General features: G+C 65.7%; 18 protein-coding genes. 7 read left to right on the top strand and 11 right to left on the bottom strand.

Annotated elements, in window-relative coordinates; all coding sequences use genetic code 11:
* Positions 1 to 92 precede the first annotated feature (92 nt).
* Entirely contained in the window at positions 93 to 611 is a 519-nt protein-coding gene (locus ACYVI5_RS04595; RefSeq protein WP_460579184.1) for a carboxymuconolactone decarboxylase family protein, read from the top strand.
* 76 nt (positions 612 to 687) lie between these two features.
* On the opposite strand, the gene ACYVI5_RS04600 is transcribed toward ACYVI5_RS04595, so the two are convergent.
* From ACYVI5_RS04600 to ACYVI5_RS04625, 6 genes are all read right to left on the bottom strand, one after another.
* Positions 688 to 1,710: an arabinan endo-1,5-alpha-L-arabinosidase gene (locus ACYVI5_RS04600; RefSeq protein ID WP_460579185.1), complete on the bottom strand. Its 1,023-nt coding sequence runs from the start codon at positions 1,708 to 1,710 to the stop codon at positions 688 to 690.
* A 48-nt stretch (positions 1,711 to 1,758) separates the two neighbouring features.
* Positions 1,759 to 3,258 (bottom strand): alpha-N-arabinofuranosidase, encoded by a 1,500-nt coding sequence (gene arfA, locus ACYVI5_RS04605; protein ID WP_460579186.1) that lies wholly within the window; start codon positions 3,256 to 3,258, stop codon positions 1,759 to 1,761.
* 29 nt (positions 3,259 to 3,287) lie between these two features.
* Entirely contained in the window at positions 3,288 to 4,232 is a 945-nt protein-coding gene (locus ACYVI5_RS04610; protein WP_460579187.1) for a carbohydrate ABC transporter permease, read from the bottom strand.
* The gene (locus ACYVI5_RS04615; RefSeq protein WP_460579188.1) at positions 4,229 to 5,161 is read right to left on the bottom strand and encodes a carbohydrate ABC transporter permease; all 933 of its coding nucleotides are present in this window, start codon (positions 5,159 to 5,161) and stop codon (positions 4,229 to 4,231) included. Before ACYVI5_RS04615 ends, ACYVI5_RS04610 begins: the two co-directional genes overlap by 4 nt.
* A 75-nt stretch (positions 5,162 to 5,236) precedes the next feature.
* Positions 5,237 to 6,568 (bottom strand): ABC transporter substrate-binding protein, encoded by a 1,332-nt coding sequence (locus ACYVI5_RS04620; protein ID WP_460579189.1) that lies wholly within the window; start codon positions 6,566 to 6,568, stop codon positions 5,237 to 5,239.
* A gap of 308 nt (positions 6,569 to 6,876) precedes the next feature.
* The gene (locus ACYVI5_RS04625) at positions 6,877 to 7,893 is read right to left on the bottom strand and encodes a LacI family DNA-binding transcriptional regulator (RefSeq protein ID WP_460579190.1); all 1,017 of its coding nucleotides are present in this window, start codon (positions 7,891 to 7,893) and stop codon (positions 6,877 to 6,879) included.
* A gap of 89 nt (positions 7,894 to 7,982) precedes the next feature.
* On the opposite strand from ACYVI5_RS04625, the gene ACYVI5_RS04630 reads away from it, so the two are divergent.
* A complete protein-coding gene (locus ACYVI5_RS04630) occupies positions 7,983 to 8,393 on the top strand; it encodes a nitroreductase family deazaflavin-dependent oxidoreductase (RefSeq protein WP_460579191.1) in 411 nt (136 codons plus the stop codon).
* Between the two features lie 20 nt (positions 8,394 to 8,413).
* On the opposite strand, the gene ACYVI5_RS04635 is transcribed toward ACYVI5_RS04630, so the two are convergent.
* Together ACYVI5_RS04635 and ACYVI5_RS04640 are read right to left on the bottom strand one after the other, a co-directional pair.
* Positions 8,414 to 9,625, bottom strand: coding sequence for an enolase-like domain-containing protein (locus tag ACYVI5_RS04635; protein ID WP_460579192.1), 1,212 nt, complete (start codon positions 9,623 to 9,625; stop codon positions 8,414 to 8,416).
* A gap of 69 nt (positions 9,626 to 9,694) precedes the next feature.
* Complete coding sequence (locus ACYVI5_RS04640) at positions 9,695 to 10,348, bottom strand: nucleoside/nucleotide kinase family protein (RefSeq protein WP_460579193.1); 654 nt, start codon at positions 10,346 to 10,348, stop codon at positions 9,695 to 9,697.
* Between the two features lie 155 nt (positions 10,349 to 10,503).
* On the opposite strand from ACYVI5_RS04640, the gene ACYVI5_RS04645 reads away from it, so the two are divergent.
* Positions 10,504 to 10,683: a hypothetical protein gene (locus ACYVI5_RS04645; protein WP_460579194.1), complete on the top strand. Its 180-nt coding sequence runs from the start codon at positions 10,504 to 10,506 to the stop codon at positions 10,681 to 10,683.
* A 68-nt stretch (positions 10,684 to 10,751) separates the two neighbouring features.
* On the opposite strand, the gene ACYVI5_RS04650 is transcribed toward ACYVI5_RS04645, so the two are convergent.
* The 3 genes from ACYVI5_RS04650 to ACYVI5_RS04660 all read right to left on the bottom strand — a co-directional run bounded on the left by ACYVI5_RS04650 (position 10,752) and on the right by ACYVI5_RS04660 (position 13,519).
* Positions 10,752 to 11,159: a (deoxy)nucleoside triphosphate pyrophosphohydrolase gene (locus ACYVI5_RS04650; protein ID WP_460579195.1), complete on the bottom strand. Its 408-nt coding sequence runs from the start codon at positions 11,157 to 11,159 to the stop codon at positions 10,752 to 10,754.
* 41 nt (positions 11,160 to 11,200) lie between these two features.
* Complete coding sequence (locus ACYVI5_RS04655) at positions 11,201 to 12,070, bottom strand: HNH endonuclease (protein ID WP_460579196.1); 870 nt, start codon at positions 12,068 to 12,070, stop codon at positions 11,201 to 11,203.
* Between the two features lie 243 nt (positions 12,071 to 12,313).
* Positions 12,314 to 13,519, bottom strand: a complete 1,206-nt coding sequence (locus tag ACYVI5_RS04660; RefSeq protein ID WP_460537890.1) for a Fic family protein — start codon at positions 13,517 to 13,519, stop codon at positions 12,314 to 12,316.
* A 470-nt stretch (positions 13,520 to 13,989) separates the two neighbouring features.
* On the opposite strand from ACYVI5_RS04660, the gene ACYVI5_RS04665 reads away from it, so the two are divergent.
* The 4 genes from ACYVI5_RS04665 to ACYVI5_RS04680 all read left to right on the top strand — a co-directional run bounded on the left by ACYVI5_RS04665 (position 13,990) and on the right by ACYVI5_RS04680 (position 17,835).
* Positions 13,990 to 14,829 carry a DUF4352 domain-containing protein gene (locus ACYVI5_RS04665; protein ID WP_460579197.1) on the top strand — a complete coding sequence of 280 codons (840 nt, stop codon included), beginning with the start codon at positions 13,990 to 13,992 and terminating at the stop codon, positions 14,827 to 14,829.
* 175 nt (positions 14,830 to 15,004) lie between these two features.
* Complete coding sequence (locus tag ACYVI5_RS04670; protein WP_460579198.1) at positions 15,005 to 15,373, top strand: GntR family transcriptional regulator; 369 nt, start codon at positions 15,005 to 15,007, stop codon at positions 15,371 to 15,373.
* Positions 15,374 to 15,526: 153 nt separating this feature from the next.
* Positions 15,527 to 17,599: a hypothetical protein gene (locus tag ACYVI5_RS04675; protein ID WP_460579199.1), complete on the top strand. Its 2,073-nt coding sequence runs from the start codon at positions 15,527 to 15,529 to the stop codon at positions 17,597 to 17,599.
* Between the two features lie 26 nt (positions 17,600 to 17,625).
* The gene (locus ACYVI5_RS04680) at positions 17,626 to 17,835 is read left to right on the top strand and encodes a KTSC domain-containing protein (protein ID WP_460537886.1); all 210 of its coding nucleotides are present in this window, start codon (positions 17,626 to 17,628) and stop codon (positions 17,833 to 17,835) included.
* The last annotated feature ends 51 nt before the right edge of the window (positions 17,836 to 17,886 follow it).

A 17,886-nucleotide genomic window follows, 5' to 3' on the forward strand; every position in this document is an offset into this window, starting at 1 on the left:
TTTCCTTCCGGTCGCGGGTCAATCATGGCGTCCCCGTTATGACCACCGGAACCCCGGCGGTGTGACATCGAAAGACGAAACAGGAGCAGACCATGACCGACACCACGCAGCTGCAGCAGACCACCCTCGCTTCTGACGCCGACGCGATCGTGCCGGTGCGGGCACGCATGCCGCACCCGGCATTCCTGTTGGAGGGCGGCATGGATGCGCTCACCGCGATGAACAAGGTCGCGGCATCCACTGACATCCCGGAGATGATCCTGCACCTGGTGACGCTGCGGGCGAGCCAGATCAACGGATGCTCGTGGTGCACCGTCGAGCACACGCGCGAGTTGCGCGAGGTGGACGGCACCTCCGAGGAGCGCATCGCCGCCGTCGCGTCCTGGCGCGAGGCGCCGTACTTCACCGCTCGTGAGCGCGCGGCACTCGCGTTCACGGAGGCGGTGACGCGGGTCGCGGACAAGACGGATGCGGTGCCGGACGAGCTCTGGAACGAGGTCTCTGCGGTGTTCAGCAAGCGCGAGATCGCGGCGCTGCTGTTCTCGATCGGCACCATCAACGTGTGGAACCGCATCAACGCGGCGATCCGCCAGCCCGCCGGGAGCCGCTGACGAATGCGGTCCGCGGGTTGAGCTCGTCGAAACGCTTACTCGGTTTCGACGAGCTCAACCGGCACGTGAAGCCCGCTCAGTTCAACGTCGGCCAGCCGTCGGCGCCCCAGCCGAGTTTCGCGAGGGCCAGCGTCGGTGCGCCGTTGTTGTTCGCGTCGTAGTAGTGCCAGGCGAGGTATCCGTTCGAATACGACTCGCCGCCCGGTCCGATCTCGCTGCCGCTGGACGACAGCAGCGGTGTGCCGCCGTTGTCGAGCATCGGCGTTCCGCTCTTGTCCACGTAAGGACCGGTCACCGAGTCGGATCGACCGACCGCCATGTTGTACGTGCTGTTCACGCCGCGGCAGCAGAAGTCCCGCGAGACGATCAGGTAGTACTTGCCGTCGTGCGGAATGATCGTCGCGCCCTCGATCGCGTTCGGCGGCGACTGCCGGTCGGCGATACGCAGCGGCACCGCGTCATCCGCCCGCTTGCCACTCGGCCACTGCAGCTTCACCATGCGGATGCCGCTCCAGAACGATCCGAACGCCATCCACGGTGTGCCGTCTTTGTCCTGAACGACGGCCGGGTCGATCGCGTTGTAGTCGTCGGAGGTCGACGACGTGACCACAGGTCCTTGGTCCACCCACTTGTAGTTCGGGCTGTTCGGGTCGAGCGTGGTGTTGGTCGCCAGTGCGATCACCGAGTTGTTCGATCCGAAGCTGGATGCCGCGTAGTACAGGTAGTACGTTCCGTCGTGCTGGTAGATCTCCGGCGCCCACAGGTTGTCGACCTTCGGCACCGCCTGGGTGATCCACGCCGGCTTGGTCTGCCAGACCGTGCCGATGTCCGTCCAGGTGTGCCCCTGGTTGGTCGACTCCTTGATGCGGATGTTGCCGTCGTTGATCGACCCGTCGCCCGTGTAGTACACGAACCACGGCTGACCGTGCTGGCCGGCGACGAGCGCCGGATCGTGCACATCCAGGTCTCCGCTGACCGGCACCCGATGGGCGCCGGCCGGATGCGCAGTCGCGGGCACGGCGGTCATGCCGAGCACGGCTCCGCCCAGGGCGATCGCCGCCGCTGCGGCCAGCAGAGCGGTGGTGCGTTTCCGTAACATCGTTGTCCTTCCACTTTCCCCTCGGCAGGCGGATGCCTGCCGCCGCGGTCACCCGAGAGCGACCGCCGACCATGACACCGGCGGTAGAGTCACGGTGAGCTCTCCGTCGGCGATCGTCGCGCCCTCGAGCGCCTTCAGCCCGACCCGGTTCTGGTCGTGCAGCGTGTTCTTCGCGTATACGTCGTCGTCGTGCAGCGTCACAGCCTCGGTCACGCGCGTCGCGCTCAGCGAACGAACGTCGATGGTCACGGTCGTGCTGTCGGTGCGGCTGCGATTGACGAGGAACACCGCGGAGGCGTCGTCGTCTACCGTCGCGACGGCATCCACCAGCGGGGCATCGCCATACACGGCCGTCGAATAGGTGCCCGCCTCGATGCGCGGCACGAGCACCTCGCCGCGCGCGAGCCGGCTCGTCACCGAGAACGGGAAGAACGTGGTCTGCCGCCAGGCGTCCCCGCCCGGCTCGGTCATGATCGGGGCGATCACGTTCACCAGCTGTGCGAGCGAGGCGGATGCCACACGGTCGTGGTTCTTCAGCAGCGTGATGAGCAGGTTGCCGAGCACGACGGCATCCGCGACGGAGTAGACATCCTCGAGCTGACGAGGCGCGTAGCGCCACTCGTCGTTGACCTCGTCGGATTCGCGGTGCTCATCGAGGTACCAGATGTTCCACTCGTCGAACGACAGCTTGATCTTCTTCTTGCTGCGCAGCTTGTTTCCGACATGGTCGGCCGTGGCCACGACGGTGTCGATGAAGTACTGCATGTCGATCGACGACGCCAGGTAGGAGTCGAGGTCACCGCCGCGCTCCTGGTAGTAGGCGTGACACGAGATGTAGTCGACGTGCTCGTAGGCGTGCTCGAGCACGGTGCGCTCCCAGTCGCCGAACGTCGGCATCGATGACCCCGACGATCCGCACACCACGAGCTCGAGGTCTTTGTCGGCCATCTTCATGGCGGCAGCGGTGCGTGCGGCGAGCTTGCCGTAGTCATCTGCCGACATGTAGCCGGTCTGCCAGGGGCCGTCCATCTCGTTGCCGAGACACCACATGCGGATGTTGTGGGGCTCGGTGGTGCCGTTCGCGATGCGCTGGTCGCTGAGCGCCGTGCCCGAGGGGTGGTTGCTGTACTCGAGCAGGTCGAGGGCCGCCTGGATGCCACGGGTTCCGAGATTCACCGCCATCATCAGTTCCGAGTTCGTCAGTTTGAGCCAGCGGGCGAACTCGTCCACGCCCACCTGGTTCGTCTCGAGCGAGTGCCAGGCGAGGTCGCGGCGCACGGGGCGCTTCTCCCGCGGCCCGACCGAGTCCTCCCAGCGGAACCCCGACACGAAGTTGCCGCCCGGGTACCTGATCGTCGTTGAACCCAGCTCCTTCACGAGCTCGACCACGTCGAGACGGAATCCGTCTTCGTTCGCGCTCGGGTGCCCCGGCTCGTAGATGCCGTCGTACACGCAGCGGCCGAGGTGCTCGACGAACGATCCGAAGATGCGACGGTTGATGGGTGCGACCACCGCTGAGCGGTCGATCGAGATGCGGGCGTCGAGCATGGATGTCCTTTGGGATGAAGAGAGCGGTGTTACTTGACGCTTCCGAGCGAGAGCCCGCCCTGCCAATACTTCTGCAGCGACAGGAACGACACGATGAGCGGGATGATCGAGATGAGCGCGCCGGTGATCACAAGGTTCCAAAGCGACTGGCCACCCGTATTGACCTGCGCCTGCGCCTGCAGCGCACCGAGGCCCACTGTCACCGGATAGAGGTTCGGGTTCGAGATCATGACCAACGGCAGGTAGTAGTTGTTCCACGTGCCGACGATGCCGAGGAGTAGCACCGTGACGACCGCCGGCCGCATCAGCGGCAGCGCGACGCGCGCGAAGATGCGTAGCTCCCCCGCGCCGTCGACCCGCGCGGCGTCGATCATCTCCAGCGGGATCGCCTCGTCGGTGAACACCTTCATGAGGTAGACGCCGAACGGGTTGAGCATCGAGGGCAGCACGACCGACCAGATCGTGTTCGTCAGGTGCACGCCGCTCATCATGATGAAGAGCGGGATGGCCAGAACCGTTCCCGGGATCATCACGGACCCGAGCACGATGGCGAAGAAGATCCGCCGTCCCCTGAAGGCGTACATCGACAGCCCGTAGCCGCCAAGCACGGACACCACCGTTGCGCCGACGCCGCCGAGGATCGCGTAGATGAACGAGTTGCCCAGCCACTGCGCGTACTGCCCGTTGGAGTAAGTGAAGAGCGCGTTGATGTTGGTGAAGAGATCGAAGGATCCACCGAACCACAGGGGGCTCGTCTTTCCGTCGAACAGGGTGGCCTGGCTCTTCGAGCTGGCCACGATGAGCCACCAGAACGGCAGCGCGAAGTAGACCATGAACGCGACGAGCGCGACGTGCACGATGACGCGCGGCCTACGGCGGGCGCCGCGATCGCCGCGCTGGAACCTGGCCCTCTGCGGTGCAAGCTTCACCGCTCTCTCCGTCTGGGCCTCGGCGATGGGCGCCACAGTGGTCATTTGAGCAATCCGTTCTTGCCGCGGGTCGCGAACATGAAGAGGTACGACCCGATGAAGACCACGACGCCGAGCGCGAAGGCGAGCGCGGAGCCGTAGTTGAACTGTTGGTAGCCGAACGACACGGTGTACGCGTAGATGTTCGGGGTGTAGTGCGAGGTGATCGAGCCGTTCGACATGCCGCGCAGCATCTGCGGCTCGTTGAAGAACTGCAGTGTGCCGATCAGCGCGAACACGAGCACGAGCATGAGCGACGAGGTGAGCATCGGTATCTTGATGCGCACGGCGACCTGGAACGCATTGGCCCCGTCCACGCGCGCCGCCTCGTAGATGGACGGGTCCACCGCCTGCAGCGCCGCGTACAGGATGATCATGTAATAGCCCGACCACTGCCACGAGACGATATTGGTCAGCGACCAGAACACCGTGTTGTCGGCGAAGAAGCTGGGGGCATGCAGCCCGAACCAGCCGAAGATCTCCTGCGCCGGCCCGAAGCTCGGACTGTAGAGGAAGCCCCACATGAGTGCGCCGATCACGACCGGAACGGCGTACGGCATGAAGATCATCAGCCGGGAGAACTTGCCGAACCGCGAGCTGAGAGCATCCAGAAGCAGCGCCGCGATCAAGGCGATGACCATCTGCAGCGGGATCATCACGACCGAGAACAGCACGACCCGCCACACGCCGTCGAGGAACAGCGGATCGGTGAAGGCCTTCGCGTAGTTCGCGAGGCCGACCCAGCTCGTTCCGCCGACCTGAGTCGTGTTCTGCAGGCTCAGGATGAACGCGTAGACGAGCGGGATGATGAGAAAGAGGGCGAGCAGCACGGCGAACGGCGCCGTGAACAACCAGCCCCATCGAGCGCGCCGGGCGGCGACGGGGTCGCGTCGCACCTTCGGGCGGCGCAGCGCGGGCGCAGCGGTCTGGGTCATGTTCGAGTCCTTTACGATCGGATGCCGCCTGCCCGGTCGCGCATTGTGTCGCGCGACCGGGCGAGGCGCGTCAGGTCACTGGCTGACCGTGTATCCCTGCTGCTTGGCGTACGAGGTGACCTTGGACTGCAAGGTGGACAGCGCCGCCGCCGAGGTGGTCTTGCCCTTGTTCAGCGCTTCGAGCACGTCGCCTTGCTGGTCGAACACGTAGTTCTGGAACGGACTCCACTGGTAGCCCTTGTAGTCGGTCGCGGCCTTGAGGAAGACATCCTGGTTGATCTGCTGTCCGCCGAAGAACGAGTACTGCTTCTGGGTGAAGTAGTCCGACTGCAGGATGGGCTTCCAGAGCGGGAACAGCGCGGCCTGCTCGATGCCGATCTTCCACGCCGCTTGGGTGCCGAAGATGTCGCGGGCGACCTCGGTTGCCGCCTTCGGGTCGCTGGCCTGCTTGCTCACCGCGAACGCCGAACCGCCGATGTTGACCTGGGTGGGGTTGGCGGCATCCCACTGTGGGATCGGCGCAGCCTTCCACACCGCGTTCTTGTCCGCGCCGGTGAAGCCCTGCAGGTAGCCGGGCAGCCAGGCCGCCGCGATCACCGCCGCGTATGTCCCGTTGACCAGGTGCGTGTTGTAGTCGGTGGTAGAGGCGTCTTCGGTTCCGACGAGCTTCTTCTGCACGAGGTCGTCCCAGTAGCTGAGCACCTTGTTGCTGGCGGCGTCGTTGAGGTTCACCTTGATGTTCGCCTTGCCGCTGAGCTGGAAGGGTGCCGATCCGGCCTGGGCGAACAGCGCGCTCTGGTAGGCGCCGCCGTTGCCCGGGAAGTCGGTGATCAGCGTCTTGCCGCCCGAGGCGGTCTTGATGATCTGCGCGTCGGCCTCGAACTCGTCCCAGGTGGTCGGCGCCTTCGTGATGCCGTACTTCTCGAAGATGTCCTGGCGGTACAGCATGCCGACCGGGCCGCCGTCGACCGGGATGGCATAGTTCGCGCCGTCTTTCGAGACGTCGTCCCATGCACCGGTCGAGTAGTTGTTCTTGACGGTGTCGGCACCGTACTTGCTGAGGTTGATGATGGAGCCGTCCGCGATGTAGTTCGGTACGACATCCGACTCGAGCATCACCACGTCGGGAGCGCCGGAGCCGGCCTTCGACGCGGTGGTGAACTTGTTGTACTCGTCAGCGCCGGCTCCCGCGTTGGTCCAGCAGATCTGAACGTCTTTGTGCGTCTTGTTGAACAGGTCGACAACCGGCTTGAACTTCGGATACCAGGCCCACATCGTGACCTGCTTGGCGTTCGAGTGCACGATCGTGTTCTGGCAGCTCGACGACGCATTGCCCGCGCCCGAGCATCCGGTGAGCGCAACGGCAGCAAGCGCCGCCACCAAGCCCACTCCAAGGAGCTTCTTCATTGGATTCCCTTTCGAGGTGTTGACACCTTTGTCCGCGTCCCGCAGCGCCGATCGATCGGGTGCCGGTTGCGAGATGGATGCGTTCTACAACGTTGTATATAACGTTGTAGAAGGTATCTTGCGGGTGCTCGGCCGGTCGTGTCAAACGCGCCAGATCACGATCTGGCAACGGGCACCCGCGCTCCCGGCGTGCACAGTCCCGTCCACCTCAGGCGCGGAACGGCCGCAGTTTTCGCCGACCCCCACGCCGAATCTCACATCGAGGATGGCGCGCCCGGGGCATCAGCCCAACCGTCACCGACTGGTGCTCAGCCCCCGGTGGATTCCCTGGTCACGACCCGAAACGGAACGTCCACTTCCTGTGCAGGAGGCACGGTCTTGCCGTGCTTCTCGATGCGGTCGAGCAGGATCTCGATGGCGCGGCGCGCGATCTCGTCCTTGCCGGGATCGATCGTCGAGAGGGTCGGAATCGAGTACCGCGTCTCGTCCACATCGTCGAAACCGATCACTGCGACGTCGTCGGGAACGCGGATGCCCGCCTCCTGCATCACGCGCACCGCGCCGAGCGCGAGGGTGTCGTTGAACGCCACGATGGAGTCGAAGTCGACGCCCTTCGCGAGGAACGCCCGCATCGCCTCGGCACCGTCCTTGCGATGCCATGTTCCGACGTTGACGATGAGATCGTCGTCGACCTCGAGGCCAGCGGCCTCCATGGCCCGCCGGTATCCCGCAAGTCGCAAGCCCGCGGAACCGATGACCTCGCCCGGGTGCGCGCCGAGCGCCATCACGCGCCGTTTTCCGAGCGAGAGAATGTGCTCGGTCGCGGCCCGAACACCCTCCGTGTTCTGCATGGTCACGTGGTCGCGGGGGCCGTTGAAGATGCGCTCGCCGAGTAGCACGAGCGGCGTCTCGATGGAGTCGATCACGTCGACATCGGTCTGCTCCAGCGCAAGAACGCTGTACAGGATGCCGTCGACCATCGCCGTGCGCGGCTTCTGCAGCACGGCGAGCTCGCTTTCGCGGTCGTCGGCGAACTGCTCGATCAGAACCGACATGTCGTGCTCTGCCGCCACGCGCATCACCGAGTCGGCAAGCTCGGCGAAGTAGGCGTTGCGCAGCTCGGGGATGACGAGACTGATCATGCCCGTGCGCCCGGAGCGAAGGCTTCGCGCCGAGGGATTGGGCCGGTAGCCGAGCTGCTCGATGGCATCCTCAACCCGCTGTTTCGTCTCAGGGCGAATGTGCGGATAGTCGTTGATCACGTTCGACACGGTCTTGATCGACACGCCAGCGAGCCGGGCGACATCGTGCATCGTGGCCGGCATTGTCGTGGTCTCCTCGTCTCGCGCGACGCGCAGAACGCCGCCGTTGCAAGGTTAGTGCGCGGCATGTGCAGGGGGCGCATGCTGGACGCATGACCGAGGAGAAGCGACGTCCGGCCGCGCAGCGCGGGTTCGAACCCATCGCACGCGCACTGGCCGGCCGAGGTTGGTTCCCGCTCTGGGCGATCGTGCATCACCGCGGACGACGAAGCGGCACCGAGTACGCGACGCCGATCGCCGTCGTGCCCACGCGCGACAAGTCGCTCATCCTCATCGGCCTGCCATGGGGTACGACGACCAACTGGGCGCGCAATGTCGTCGCAGCCGATGGCGCGGTCGTCACGTGGAAGGGTCGCGACCAGCGAACGACCGAGCCACGCATCGTGGATGCGGTGGAGGCATCCGCCCTGGCGAAGCCGCTGTTCCGGTTCGTGCTTCGACGGATGCCCGGTGCGATCGTCCTGCGCCGCGGCACGGGGGGAACGAGCATCCCTCCGACATGACCCACCTCAGGCGCCGCTGATCAGCGCGTGGGCAGCAACTCGACGCGCTCGACCTTCGATGCGTCGAGTTCGATGCCGAAGCCCGGCTCCGTCGGCAGAGCGAACGCGCCGGAGACGGGAGCCGGGGCATCGGCCTCGAAGTGATGCCGGAACGGCATGTGCCGCAGCAGGTACTCCGCCTTGGGGCACACCTCGGGCGACTGGGACGCGATGACGTGCAGCGCGGCGTGTACGCCGTGCCCGTGCGGGATCAGCGCGACGCCGAAGGTCTCGGCGAGCGCGGCCATCCTGGTCAGCTCCGTCACGCCGCCGCACCACTCCGGGTCGGCCTGCAACACCTGGATCGACCCGTCGCGAAGGAGGTCGAGCACCTCCTGACGGTCGTACACGTGCTCGCCGGTGGCCAGCGGGATGCTCGTCGACCGCCGCAGCTCGGCGAACGCTGCGTGCCTGTTCGGCAGCAGAGCCTCCTCGAGCCAGTCCGGACGGTACTGCTCGGCGCGTTGAGCCCAGGTGCGGGCGAACGGCAGATCCCAGCCGTGATACGCGTCGAACATGATCGGCTCGTCGTCGCCGACGGCCTCGCGCACCTGCCGCACGAGGTCGACGCTGGCGGCGAGCCCGCTGGGACCACTGGCCGGCCCGTGTTCGAAGAACCACTTCTGGCCGGCGAACCCCTCAGCTTGCACGGCTTTGGCGCGGTTCGCGATCGTCGCCGCGTCGAGCGGGGTGCCGAGCATGCTCGCATAGGCGGGGATGCTCCGCCGCGACCCTCCCCCGAGCAGCTGCCACACCGGCGCGTCGAGCACGCGCCCGCGCAGGTCCCACAGCGCGTTGTCGATCGCTGAGATTGCCGCCTTGTGCAGACCATGCCTGCTGTGCCGGTCGATGCGTTCGAGCTGGTCCCAGATCGTGGAGGATGCCAGCGCATCCTGCCCGATCAGCAGGTCGCGGTACACGTCGAGCACGACGCGGCCCGGCAGCTCATCGACCGGCCCGTAGAACCCGAACGCACCATCGTCGGCCACGATGCGCAGGTAGCAGAGCGAGATGGTGCGCGGCTCACGCGCATCCGCTGCCGCGATACGCAGCGGCTCGCGGGCGTCGTCGTACAGATCGATGGCCTGCACCTGCCGCTGGCGGTCGCCTTCGGGATGCGCGCCCTCGGAGTACCGCGGATTCGGCCCGGTGATCCTGTGCACCTCGACGTCGACGATCCGCAGGTTTCGCATGGGGCCTCCTCTGGCACAGGACGGATGCTCCGAGGCTAGGGGCTGGGCCGCATCAGCGGGCGACTTCGGTCAGTGCGGCACGATGAGGTCGGCACGATCGCGGCAGGCGGCGATGCGTCGCGCGTTCGCCTCGTCGACGCGCTCGACCCAGGCACGGGCATCCGCTGCGCTCTTGCCGAACTGTTCGTGCCGGGCGATCAACCGCGGCAGTCGCACGTCGTCCGGCGTCTCGATGAACCACGCTTCGGTGAGCAGAGAGCGGATGCTCCGCCATGGCTCCTCGAGATCGAGCAGGTAGTTGCCCTCCACGATCACGAAGCGCACCGCCGGCTCGACCGCGATGCTGCCCGCGATGGGCTGTTCGAGGTCGCGTTCGAACGCCGGCGCGTAGACCGTGTGGTCGAGCTCGTCGAGGATGCGTCGCAGCAACCCGAGGAGTCCGTGGCCGTCGAACGTGTCGATCGCACCCTTACGGTCGAGACGCTCGAGCCGGATGAGTGCGGCATCGGCGAGGTGGAATCCATCCATCGGGAGCACCGCGACCTTATGCGCACGTCCGCGACGCGTCGCCTCTTGTGCGAGCGCGTCCGCGAGCGTCGACTTGCCCGCACCGGGCGCGCCGACGATGCCGAGAAGTACGCGCCCCGCGGATGCCTGCGGGTCGGCGAGTGCGAGCATCCGGTCGACGAGATCGCCGGCTTCCGTGAGGTCGAGGCCGGTCATCGGCGCAGAGGGATCTCGGATGCGACGGGTGCGGAAAGCATGACGGCCACAGTATGCCGCATCGCAGCGTCGGCCCTTTGGCGTACGGTACGAGCATGCGCAGACGACAACGCTAGCCCCACCCAGGGGCCGGCCATCGCTGAGAGGACTTCGTGATGAAGGCCGTGCTGTGCAATTCGCTGTTCCGTGTGTTCGGGCATCACATCTGCTGCGGACGCATTCCCGAGTGGACCACCCGCGTCGGCCAGGAATGGAAGACGTACGACGAGGCGCCGTGGAACCTGTACAACGTGATCTGGCGCGTTCAGAACTGGATCCGCGGCGGCATGGACTGAGCGGCGGGCGTCCGGGATCCGCTCGGCCCACGATGCGGCCGGTGGAGCGGTTCCGTAAGCCGGAGAGGTCATCCGGCCACGGCGCCCCGAGGCCACGCACCATCGGCAAGCAGCGCCACGGCTGCCTGATCCGGCTCGGGCCACTCCACCTCGTGCAGTTCGTCGCGGCGGAACCACCGGATGCCGTCATGATCTGTGCTCGAGGAGGGCTGGGCATCCGTCAACGTCGCCCAATAGCAGGCGAGTTCAACGAGCCGCCCATTCATGGGCGTGGTTCCGCGATGCAGCAGATCGCCGACACGGATGCCCACGCCGAGCTCTTCTCGGATCTCCCGCTCGAGCGCCTGCTGCGCCGATTCCCCGGGCTCGACCTTGCCACCGGGGAACTCCCACAGCCCACCGGCCTCGCGATCGGCGTTGCGTCGGCACGCGAGGACGCGGTCGCCGTTGGTGATGACCGCAGCGACGACGGACACGACCACAGGCCTCGCTCCGACTTCACGAGGAGATCGGCACATCAGCGTAGAGAGAACTGCTCAAATCTTTCGGCGAGACGCTCCGGTGAAGGTCGCTCACTCCGCCGAGTTGGGACGTGGATCGTCCGACCGTGCATGTCCTGGAGACCGTGGCGAAGCATGGGCCCGTCGATCTCGTTGAGAAGATCATCGTTGATACGCACTTCGTAATCCGCGGTGATCCCCATTAGGTTTCTGTCATATGCCGCATGGTGGATCTTGCACATCGCGAGACCATTCGTCACTTCGGCAACGCCAAGCTCCGCAGAGTCCGGAATGATGTGCGCAGCGTCTAAGAGCTCCGCGTGCCGAAGATCACAGACAGTGCACGCGCCGGCGTATGCATGGAGCACATGCGCCCGAAAAATCGGTTGATGCAGTCGTTGCTGCACGAGAGAAGCCGCGTAGCGTTTTTGGATTGGCGTGTAACTCGCCGGGTCACCAAGCGCGATGAAGGCCTCATCAAGAGGGAAGCGTACAACTCTCGCAACCGGATCGTTCTCCGCGATAGTGATTGGATAGTAGGGGACGTAATACCCCTGGCTCACTGCACGAAAATAGACGATCGGGTCTTGATTCTCATACGCCCGAACCAGCTTGATGTTATCGCCGCCATCACCGGCCCGATAGTCGTATGTCACCCATCCATCGTCGGCCTCGTAGTCGCGATACTTATTCGACTTCCAGCCGGACATGATGGATAGCGTCGATGAAAAGTCTGCCGGGTTTCGGATACCGCGCCCTTGGTCCAAGAGCGGGATCCGCTCTCCGTGGTACGTATACGAGCGCAGAATCGAATGACGTATTTCGTAGCCGCCATGTCCGATGAAGACGTCGTCGAGCCAGCGAAACACGTCCTCGCGGATGGCCACCTGCTCTTCCGGACTTCGCACATTCCGATCATGGCCTAGGTTCGGCCGCCACGGTGAATACAGGACCACCGACATGTCTGCGCCCCCGAGTCTCCAGCGGCACCGTCGGCGTCACGCCGCAGCCTCGATCAGCTTGACCTTGACGGACCGCAATGCACATCGCCACCGTCAGTTTCAGCTCGGTGGATAAGGGGCAGAGACCTCTGCGATCGGAGGACTCGCGCGCTCCATAGCCTTGCGCCGCTACACCCGTCCCCGTCGCCCCGCCCGCTCGGCGAATCGGTCGAGCGCATCCGTTATGTCCGCTGCAACCCATACCCGATTGCGCTTCCGCGACTTGCCGAGCGTCAGAATGCCCCGGTTCACGAGGGCATCCAATGCCCGGTACGCGGTTTGATCTGCTATTACCAAGCGGTTTTGAAGCAGACGTACATTCACCACTGGATGTTCGAACAGCAGCCCTGCGACGGCACGCGCCGCCGAGTCGGCCCGAAGCTCGGCGAGCGCGTCGTCGTACCTACTTCGGATGCCGCGGATGTCGTCGAGCAGCAGGTTCCCGTTGCGCACGGCAGTGCCCGCAGCATCCGTGAAGACGGTCACGATCGGCTCGACGTCACCGTGCCGGTAGGCGGTGAGCGCTCCGAAGTACCGCTCGACGTCGTGCAGTAGACCCGCTGAGACCGGCACGGCGACGTTCGTGGTCGTTCCGCGTCGGCGCAGCAGCGCCTGTACCAGAGCGCGACCGGTGCGCCCATTGCCGTCGAGGAAGGGGTGGATCGTCTCGAATTGCGCATGCGCGATCGCTGCCTGTGCGACGACAGGGACGTCCGTGCGCGCGGCGAAAGCCAGCATGTCGTGCATCGCGGCGGGCACCCGCTCGAAATACGGCGGAATAAAGTCCGCACGATGCGGACTTACGGCGTTGCCTCCGATCCAGACCTGCTCCGTTCGGTACGCACCGGTCTTGTCGGGGGAACTGTCTTCGAGCAGCGCCGCCTGCATGGCGATGACGGAGGCGTCGCTGAGGTCGTCGGCGAGTTCGAGAGCTGACGAAAGGGCGCGAACGTTGCGCACGATCAGCGCCGCATTGCCGTCGTTGCGTTCGCCGAGCTCTGATTCCGCGACAGCGCGGGCGCTACTGCTCAGGTTCTCGATCTGCGACGACGACGCAGACTCGCTCCGCAGCAGGATGGATGCGAAGGGCAACATCGTGGTGCCCGCCTGAGCGTCGAAGCGAGACAGCAGAACAGATGCCTCCTCCGCGTCCGCCTGCAGCTGAGGGCTCAGCGTCACCTTCTCGCCCGCAATCGCCGGGGTGACCGCGGCCGCATAGGGCCGTTGCATTTCCGCCCACTGCCGGCCGGAGACTTCAGCACGGCCGAAGCTCGTCCTCCATGCACGATCTTCGTAGCTCAATTGCGGCCACGTGGAGTCTGCTGTCCGTGTCATGCGGCCTCCTACGTTGCGTCAGGAGTGTATCGCGTTACCGACACTTATGCTCCTAAGTCTCGGTAACAATTGTCCCGACTGACACCTACGCACCCGCTCGCGCGAATGTCAGTGGCCCCGGCATCCCGCAATATTCGCCACTCGGCTGGTGCCGCATCACAGCAACGCGGCCGGTTCGGGCCTCACGACACGGCCTTTGCACCATGGGATGCAGTCATGCTCCACACCGTCATCACGGCCACCGACGATCCGGCGCCAGCCGTCGTCGATCGCATCTCCGCCGCGGAGGCCGCACACAGGCAATCGAGCGGGCCACGAAGGCGGCGGCTCGGGCTGGCCAGTTCGCGGCCACTGGGCATCGATCAGTGCGCCTCCGCGTCCGACACGACCACGTGGCAGCCCCTTGTTTGGGGCCCGCGGCCGAGTCCTGAACTGCCTAACATCCAAAAAGGATGAGGAGCTGAACAATAATGAACGACACGAAGAATTCGGGGTTCCGGGCCTGGCCCAAATGGCTACGTCTTCTGTCTGTCATCGCAACCGGAATTGTCGCGCTTGCCATCATGACCGGCGTCGGCGTGGCGACATATCAGACCGTGGTCGCACCGCCCATCGCCAAGATCACCGCTGAAAAGTGCCACAAAGCCTTCACCTCCGGCGCTGCGCGCGAGGATTGCCGCATGGGAGACCTGCGCACCGCAAAGTCCGACGAAAGCACCTATAAGGCGCGACAGAAAAAGCAGGCCATCGCCGATAAGTGCGAATCCGAATACTCCTCCAGCATCGCTGTTATTCAGTGCGAAGACGGTGACACCGACTCGGCGGATGCATCGCAGAAGTCGGCCGACGATGCTGCGGCAGCGGCCCAGAGGAAGGCGACGGAGGGACAGTCGTTCGACAATCCCTATCCGGCAGGCACGCAAGCCCCTATGCAGAGCACCAACCGTCTCGATGGCACGAAGACCAACTACACCGAGTGGATCACCGGATTCGACGGCGACTGGACGGGCTACGACGACTACGAGGCACCCGCCGCCGGCAACAAATACGTGGCGTTCATCGTCAACGTGCGGGCCACGGATGCCGGTGTGGATGCCGGAACCGTCGCGTACGACGCGAGCTTCACCGACTCCAACGGGAGCGTGTACGCGCACGCCACCGCACAGTACGGTGCACCGAATCAGATGCCCCAGGTGACGCTCGGAGCCGGGCAGCAGGCCAGCGGGATCGTCGTGTTCGAGGTGCCGGTATCTGTCGCCGGCGGCGTCGCGACGTTCGGCGACGGGACCGTGTTCGAGGCTCTGCAGTAACGCAACCGTCGGCGCAGCCGAGATTCGCTTCGCTGCGCCGACAGCCTTACCGACACTTAGCGAGATAAGTGTCGGTAACGGCATGGAGAACTCACACTTCTCCTCGACCTCCGCTTCAGCAGCAACCGCGCTTGTACCCGGGTACGTTCGTACCAGCACAAAAGGGAGCTTCGCCATGCTGACCATCGACCCTTCGCTGCCCGTCCCGCTGTATGAGCAGCTGCGCGAGCAGATCATCGCGGAGATCACCAGTGGTGAGCTCGCGCCCGGCGACCGGCTCCCGCCCGTGCGACAGCTCGCGAGCGACCTCGACCTTGCTCCCAATACCGTGGCACGCACATACAAGGAGCTCGAAGCGGCCGGATACCTCGAGACCCGGGGGCGAAACGGCACGACCGTCGCCGAAGACCTCGCCGGCAACGAAACCCATCGTCAAGCTGCAGCGCTCACCAGCGGCTACCTCGAGGCGATGGCCGCGCTCGGTTTCAATCTCGACCGCACCATCGCGTATCTCCAGCGAAACGTCAGCCATTCGCACGATTGAACTCGCGGATTCGCATGAACGGATGTGCGGGTACGACAACGAGTCGAGCCATCGCTGTCAGCCCCGACGGGTAGCGTGGACTATGTAGTCGTCCTCCCTCTCGGCGGGCGATGCGCACCGGGTCCAGTGGCGGAAACGGCGGGAGGCGGCACCGTGACGACAGCGAATTCCGTCGGCAAGCGGGCCAGGCGTCTCGCGGCGCGAGAGGCCATGTCAACGGATGTCAGGCATCCAGAAGCCCCGCACGCGCACCCCGCTCCACACCCGCCGCCCAGCCGTCTCGGCAGCTCGGCACTCACCGCGATCATCACAGCGGATGCCGTCGACGAGCTAGCCCGCGGACTGTACGACGAGCACCGCGCGCAGCCGTGGGTGGTGGTGACAACACCGTTTGAAGCGAGCGATCCGCATCACGACGTCGACTCCCTCGTCGCGCAGGTCGGTTCAGTCGCGCGAGTCTTCACGATCGAGACCGGCGCGCTCACCCACCGGCTCAGCGACCTGCTGCCGCCGAAGCTCGGCGTCTTCGGCGGGGCCGGCCGCTCCTTCCCGGTCGGGTTCTCGCGCGAAACCACGATCGCCGAGAGCATGCTGCGGTTCCCGTCGACGGCCATACGCAAGGGGTCCGAACGACTCACCCCCGATCCGCACGCGACCGAACTACTCGCCACCGACACGCTCGCGCACGCCTACGCGGCCGGACTCTTCGTCGAGACCCAGGCCGCCGAATCCGTGCGCGTCGCAGGCACCGTCACGGGCGTGACCGGGTCCCGCGCCATCGTCGCCCTCGACAGCGGCGAGCTGGCGGCGATCGCGGAGGAGCTCACGTATCCACCCATCCCGCTCAGTTGGGTGGTTGTGCCCGGGCAGCGCGTAACGGGCATCCTCGATCGCGGGTCGCACCGGCTGGGCGTCGAGCTGCCGACGCCCAGCGACGCCGAACTCGCCGAACGCTTCCCGCACCACGGAGTGACGCTCGTGCTCGTGCTCGAGACGGATGCCCGCAGCGCCGGCCTCGCGCTGCATCCGCGCCTGCGCCACAGCGTCACCACCTGGGACATCTCGCACAACCCGATGGACCGCGCCGACGGCCTGCTGTCGCCCGGGGACGTCGTGCCCGCGCGGGTGCAACACCTCTCCGATGGCACCCTCCACCTCTCGCTCTGGGACGTGGACGACGACGAGCCCATCGTGCCGCCGCTCGCCCTCACCGCCGACGGCCCGACGTGGCTCGAGGAGGGCCGGCCGCTTCCTTCTGCCGGTGACCGGGCCGCTCAGGATGCTCCAGCGCGCGAAACTCCGGAAGCCTCCGATTCCGAGAGCACCGACGGCATCGCGGCCGATTCGTTCGATGCCGAGTCTGCCGATGCTGCGGACGATGCCGAGCACCCCGGCGATACGTCTGCCGCGGTTGTAGCGGATGCCGCGCCCGGACGCGCGCCGATCCACGCCGTCCCGGGTCCCGGCCCGCGACAGGCTCCGGCTGCACGCCCGGCCACCCTGCCGGTCCCGACCGGCAAGACTCTCGTGCAAACGCTGACGCAGACGGTCGCGGAGCGGGATGCGAAGATCCACGAACTCGAGCGGCAGCTCCGATCGGCCGGCACCCCGAACGCTGAGGTGATGCGACTGCGGGGCGACCTTCAACGGCTCGAGCTCACCAAGGACGAACTCGCCGCCCATCTCGGTAGTGTCGAGGCGGCTCGCATCTGCCTGACTGACCAGCTCCGCGCCACCCAGAAGCAGCTGCGGGCGGCGCGACGCTCGGCATCGTCTGCGGATGCCCCGACACGGGCATCCCGCCGCAAGCATTGGCCCGACGACGAGTCGTGGCTACGTCACGAGGTGCTCTCCGCGTGGGTCGAGCGAGTGCCGGCATCCGACAAGCAAACGCGTCCCGTCCCCGATTCCCGGCGCTGGATGTTCGGCCCCGACTTCGCGGCTTCGCTCGACAAGCTCGACGACGCACAGTTCGACAAGGTGCTGCGTCGCCTCGTCGACATCATCACAACGCCGCCCGGTACAGCCCACTCCTGGAATGAGCACGCGCTGCGCAGCGGAATCGGCGGCGACGATCCGCCCGTCGTTCGCGGGGATGGCGCACGCTGCGTGCGCGTCGAAGTGGAGCGGAACACCCCCTCCGCGCGGCGACTGCACTACTGGCGGATGCCCGATGGCGGCATCGAATTCAGTCGCGTCGTGCTGCACGACGACATGGCGCCGTAGCGATCCGGCCGGTCTGAGGCAGGCGCATGCAACGCCACCACGTCAGGAGCAGCGTTCTTCGTTCGGTCGGATACGACGAGGATGCCCGCACTCTCGAGATCGAGTTCGCCAGCGGCTCGATCTACCGTTATTTCGAGGTTCCGCCCGTTGTCTTCGTCGGCCTCATGGCAGCGGAAAGCCTCGGCGAGTACTTCAGCCATCACATCCGAGACGAGTACCCCTACGAACGCGAATAAGCCGAGAGCACGACGATGGGCCCCGTATCCGTACCCGGAGCCCATCTGTCG

This window comes from Humibacter ginsengisoli (genome assembly GCF_054780095.1).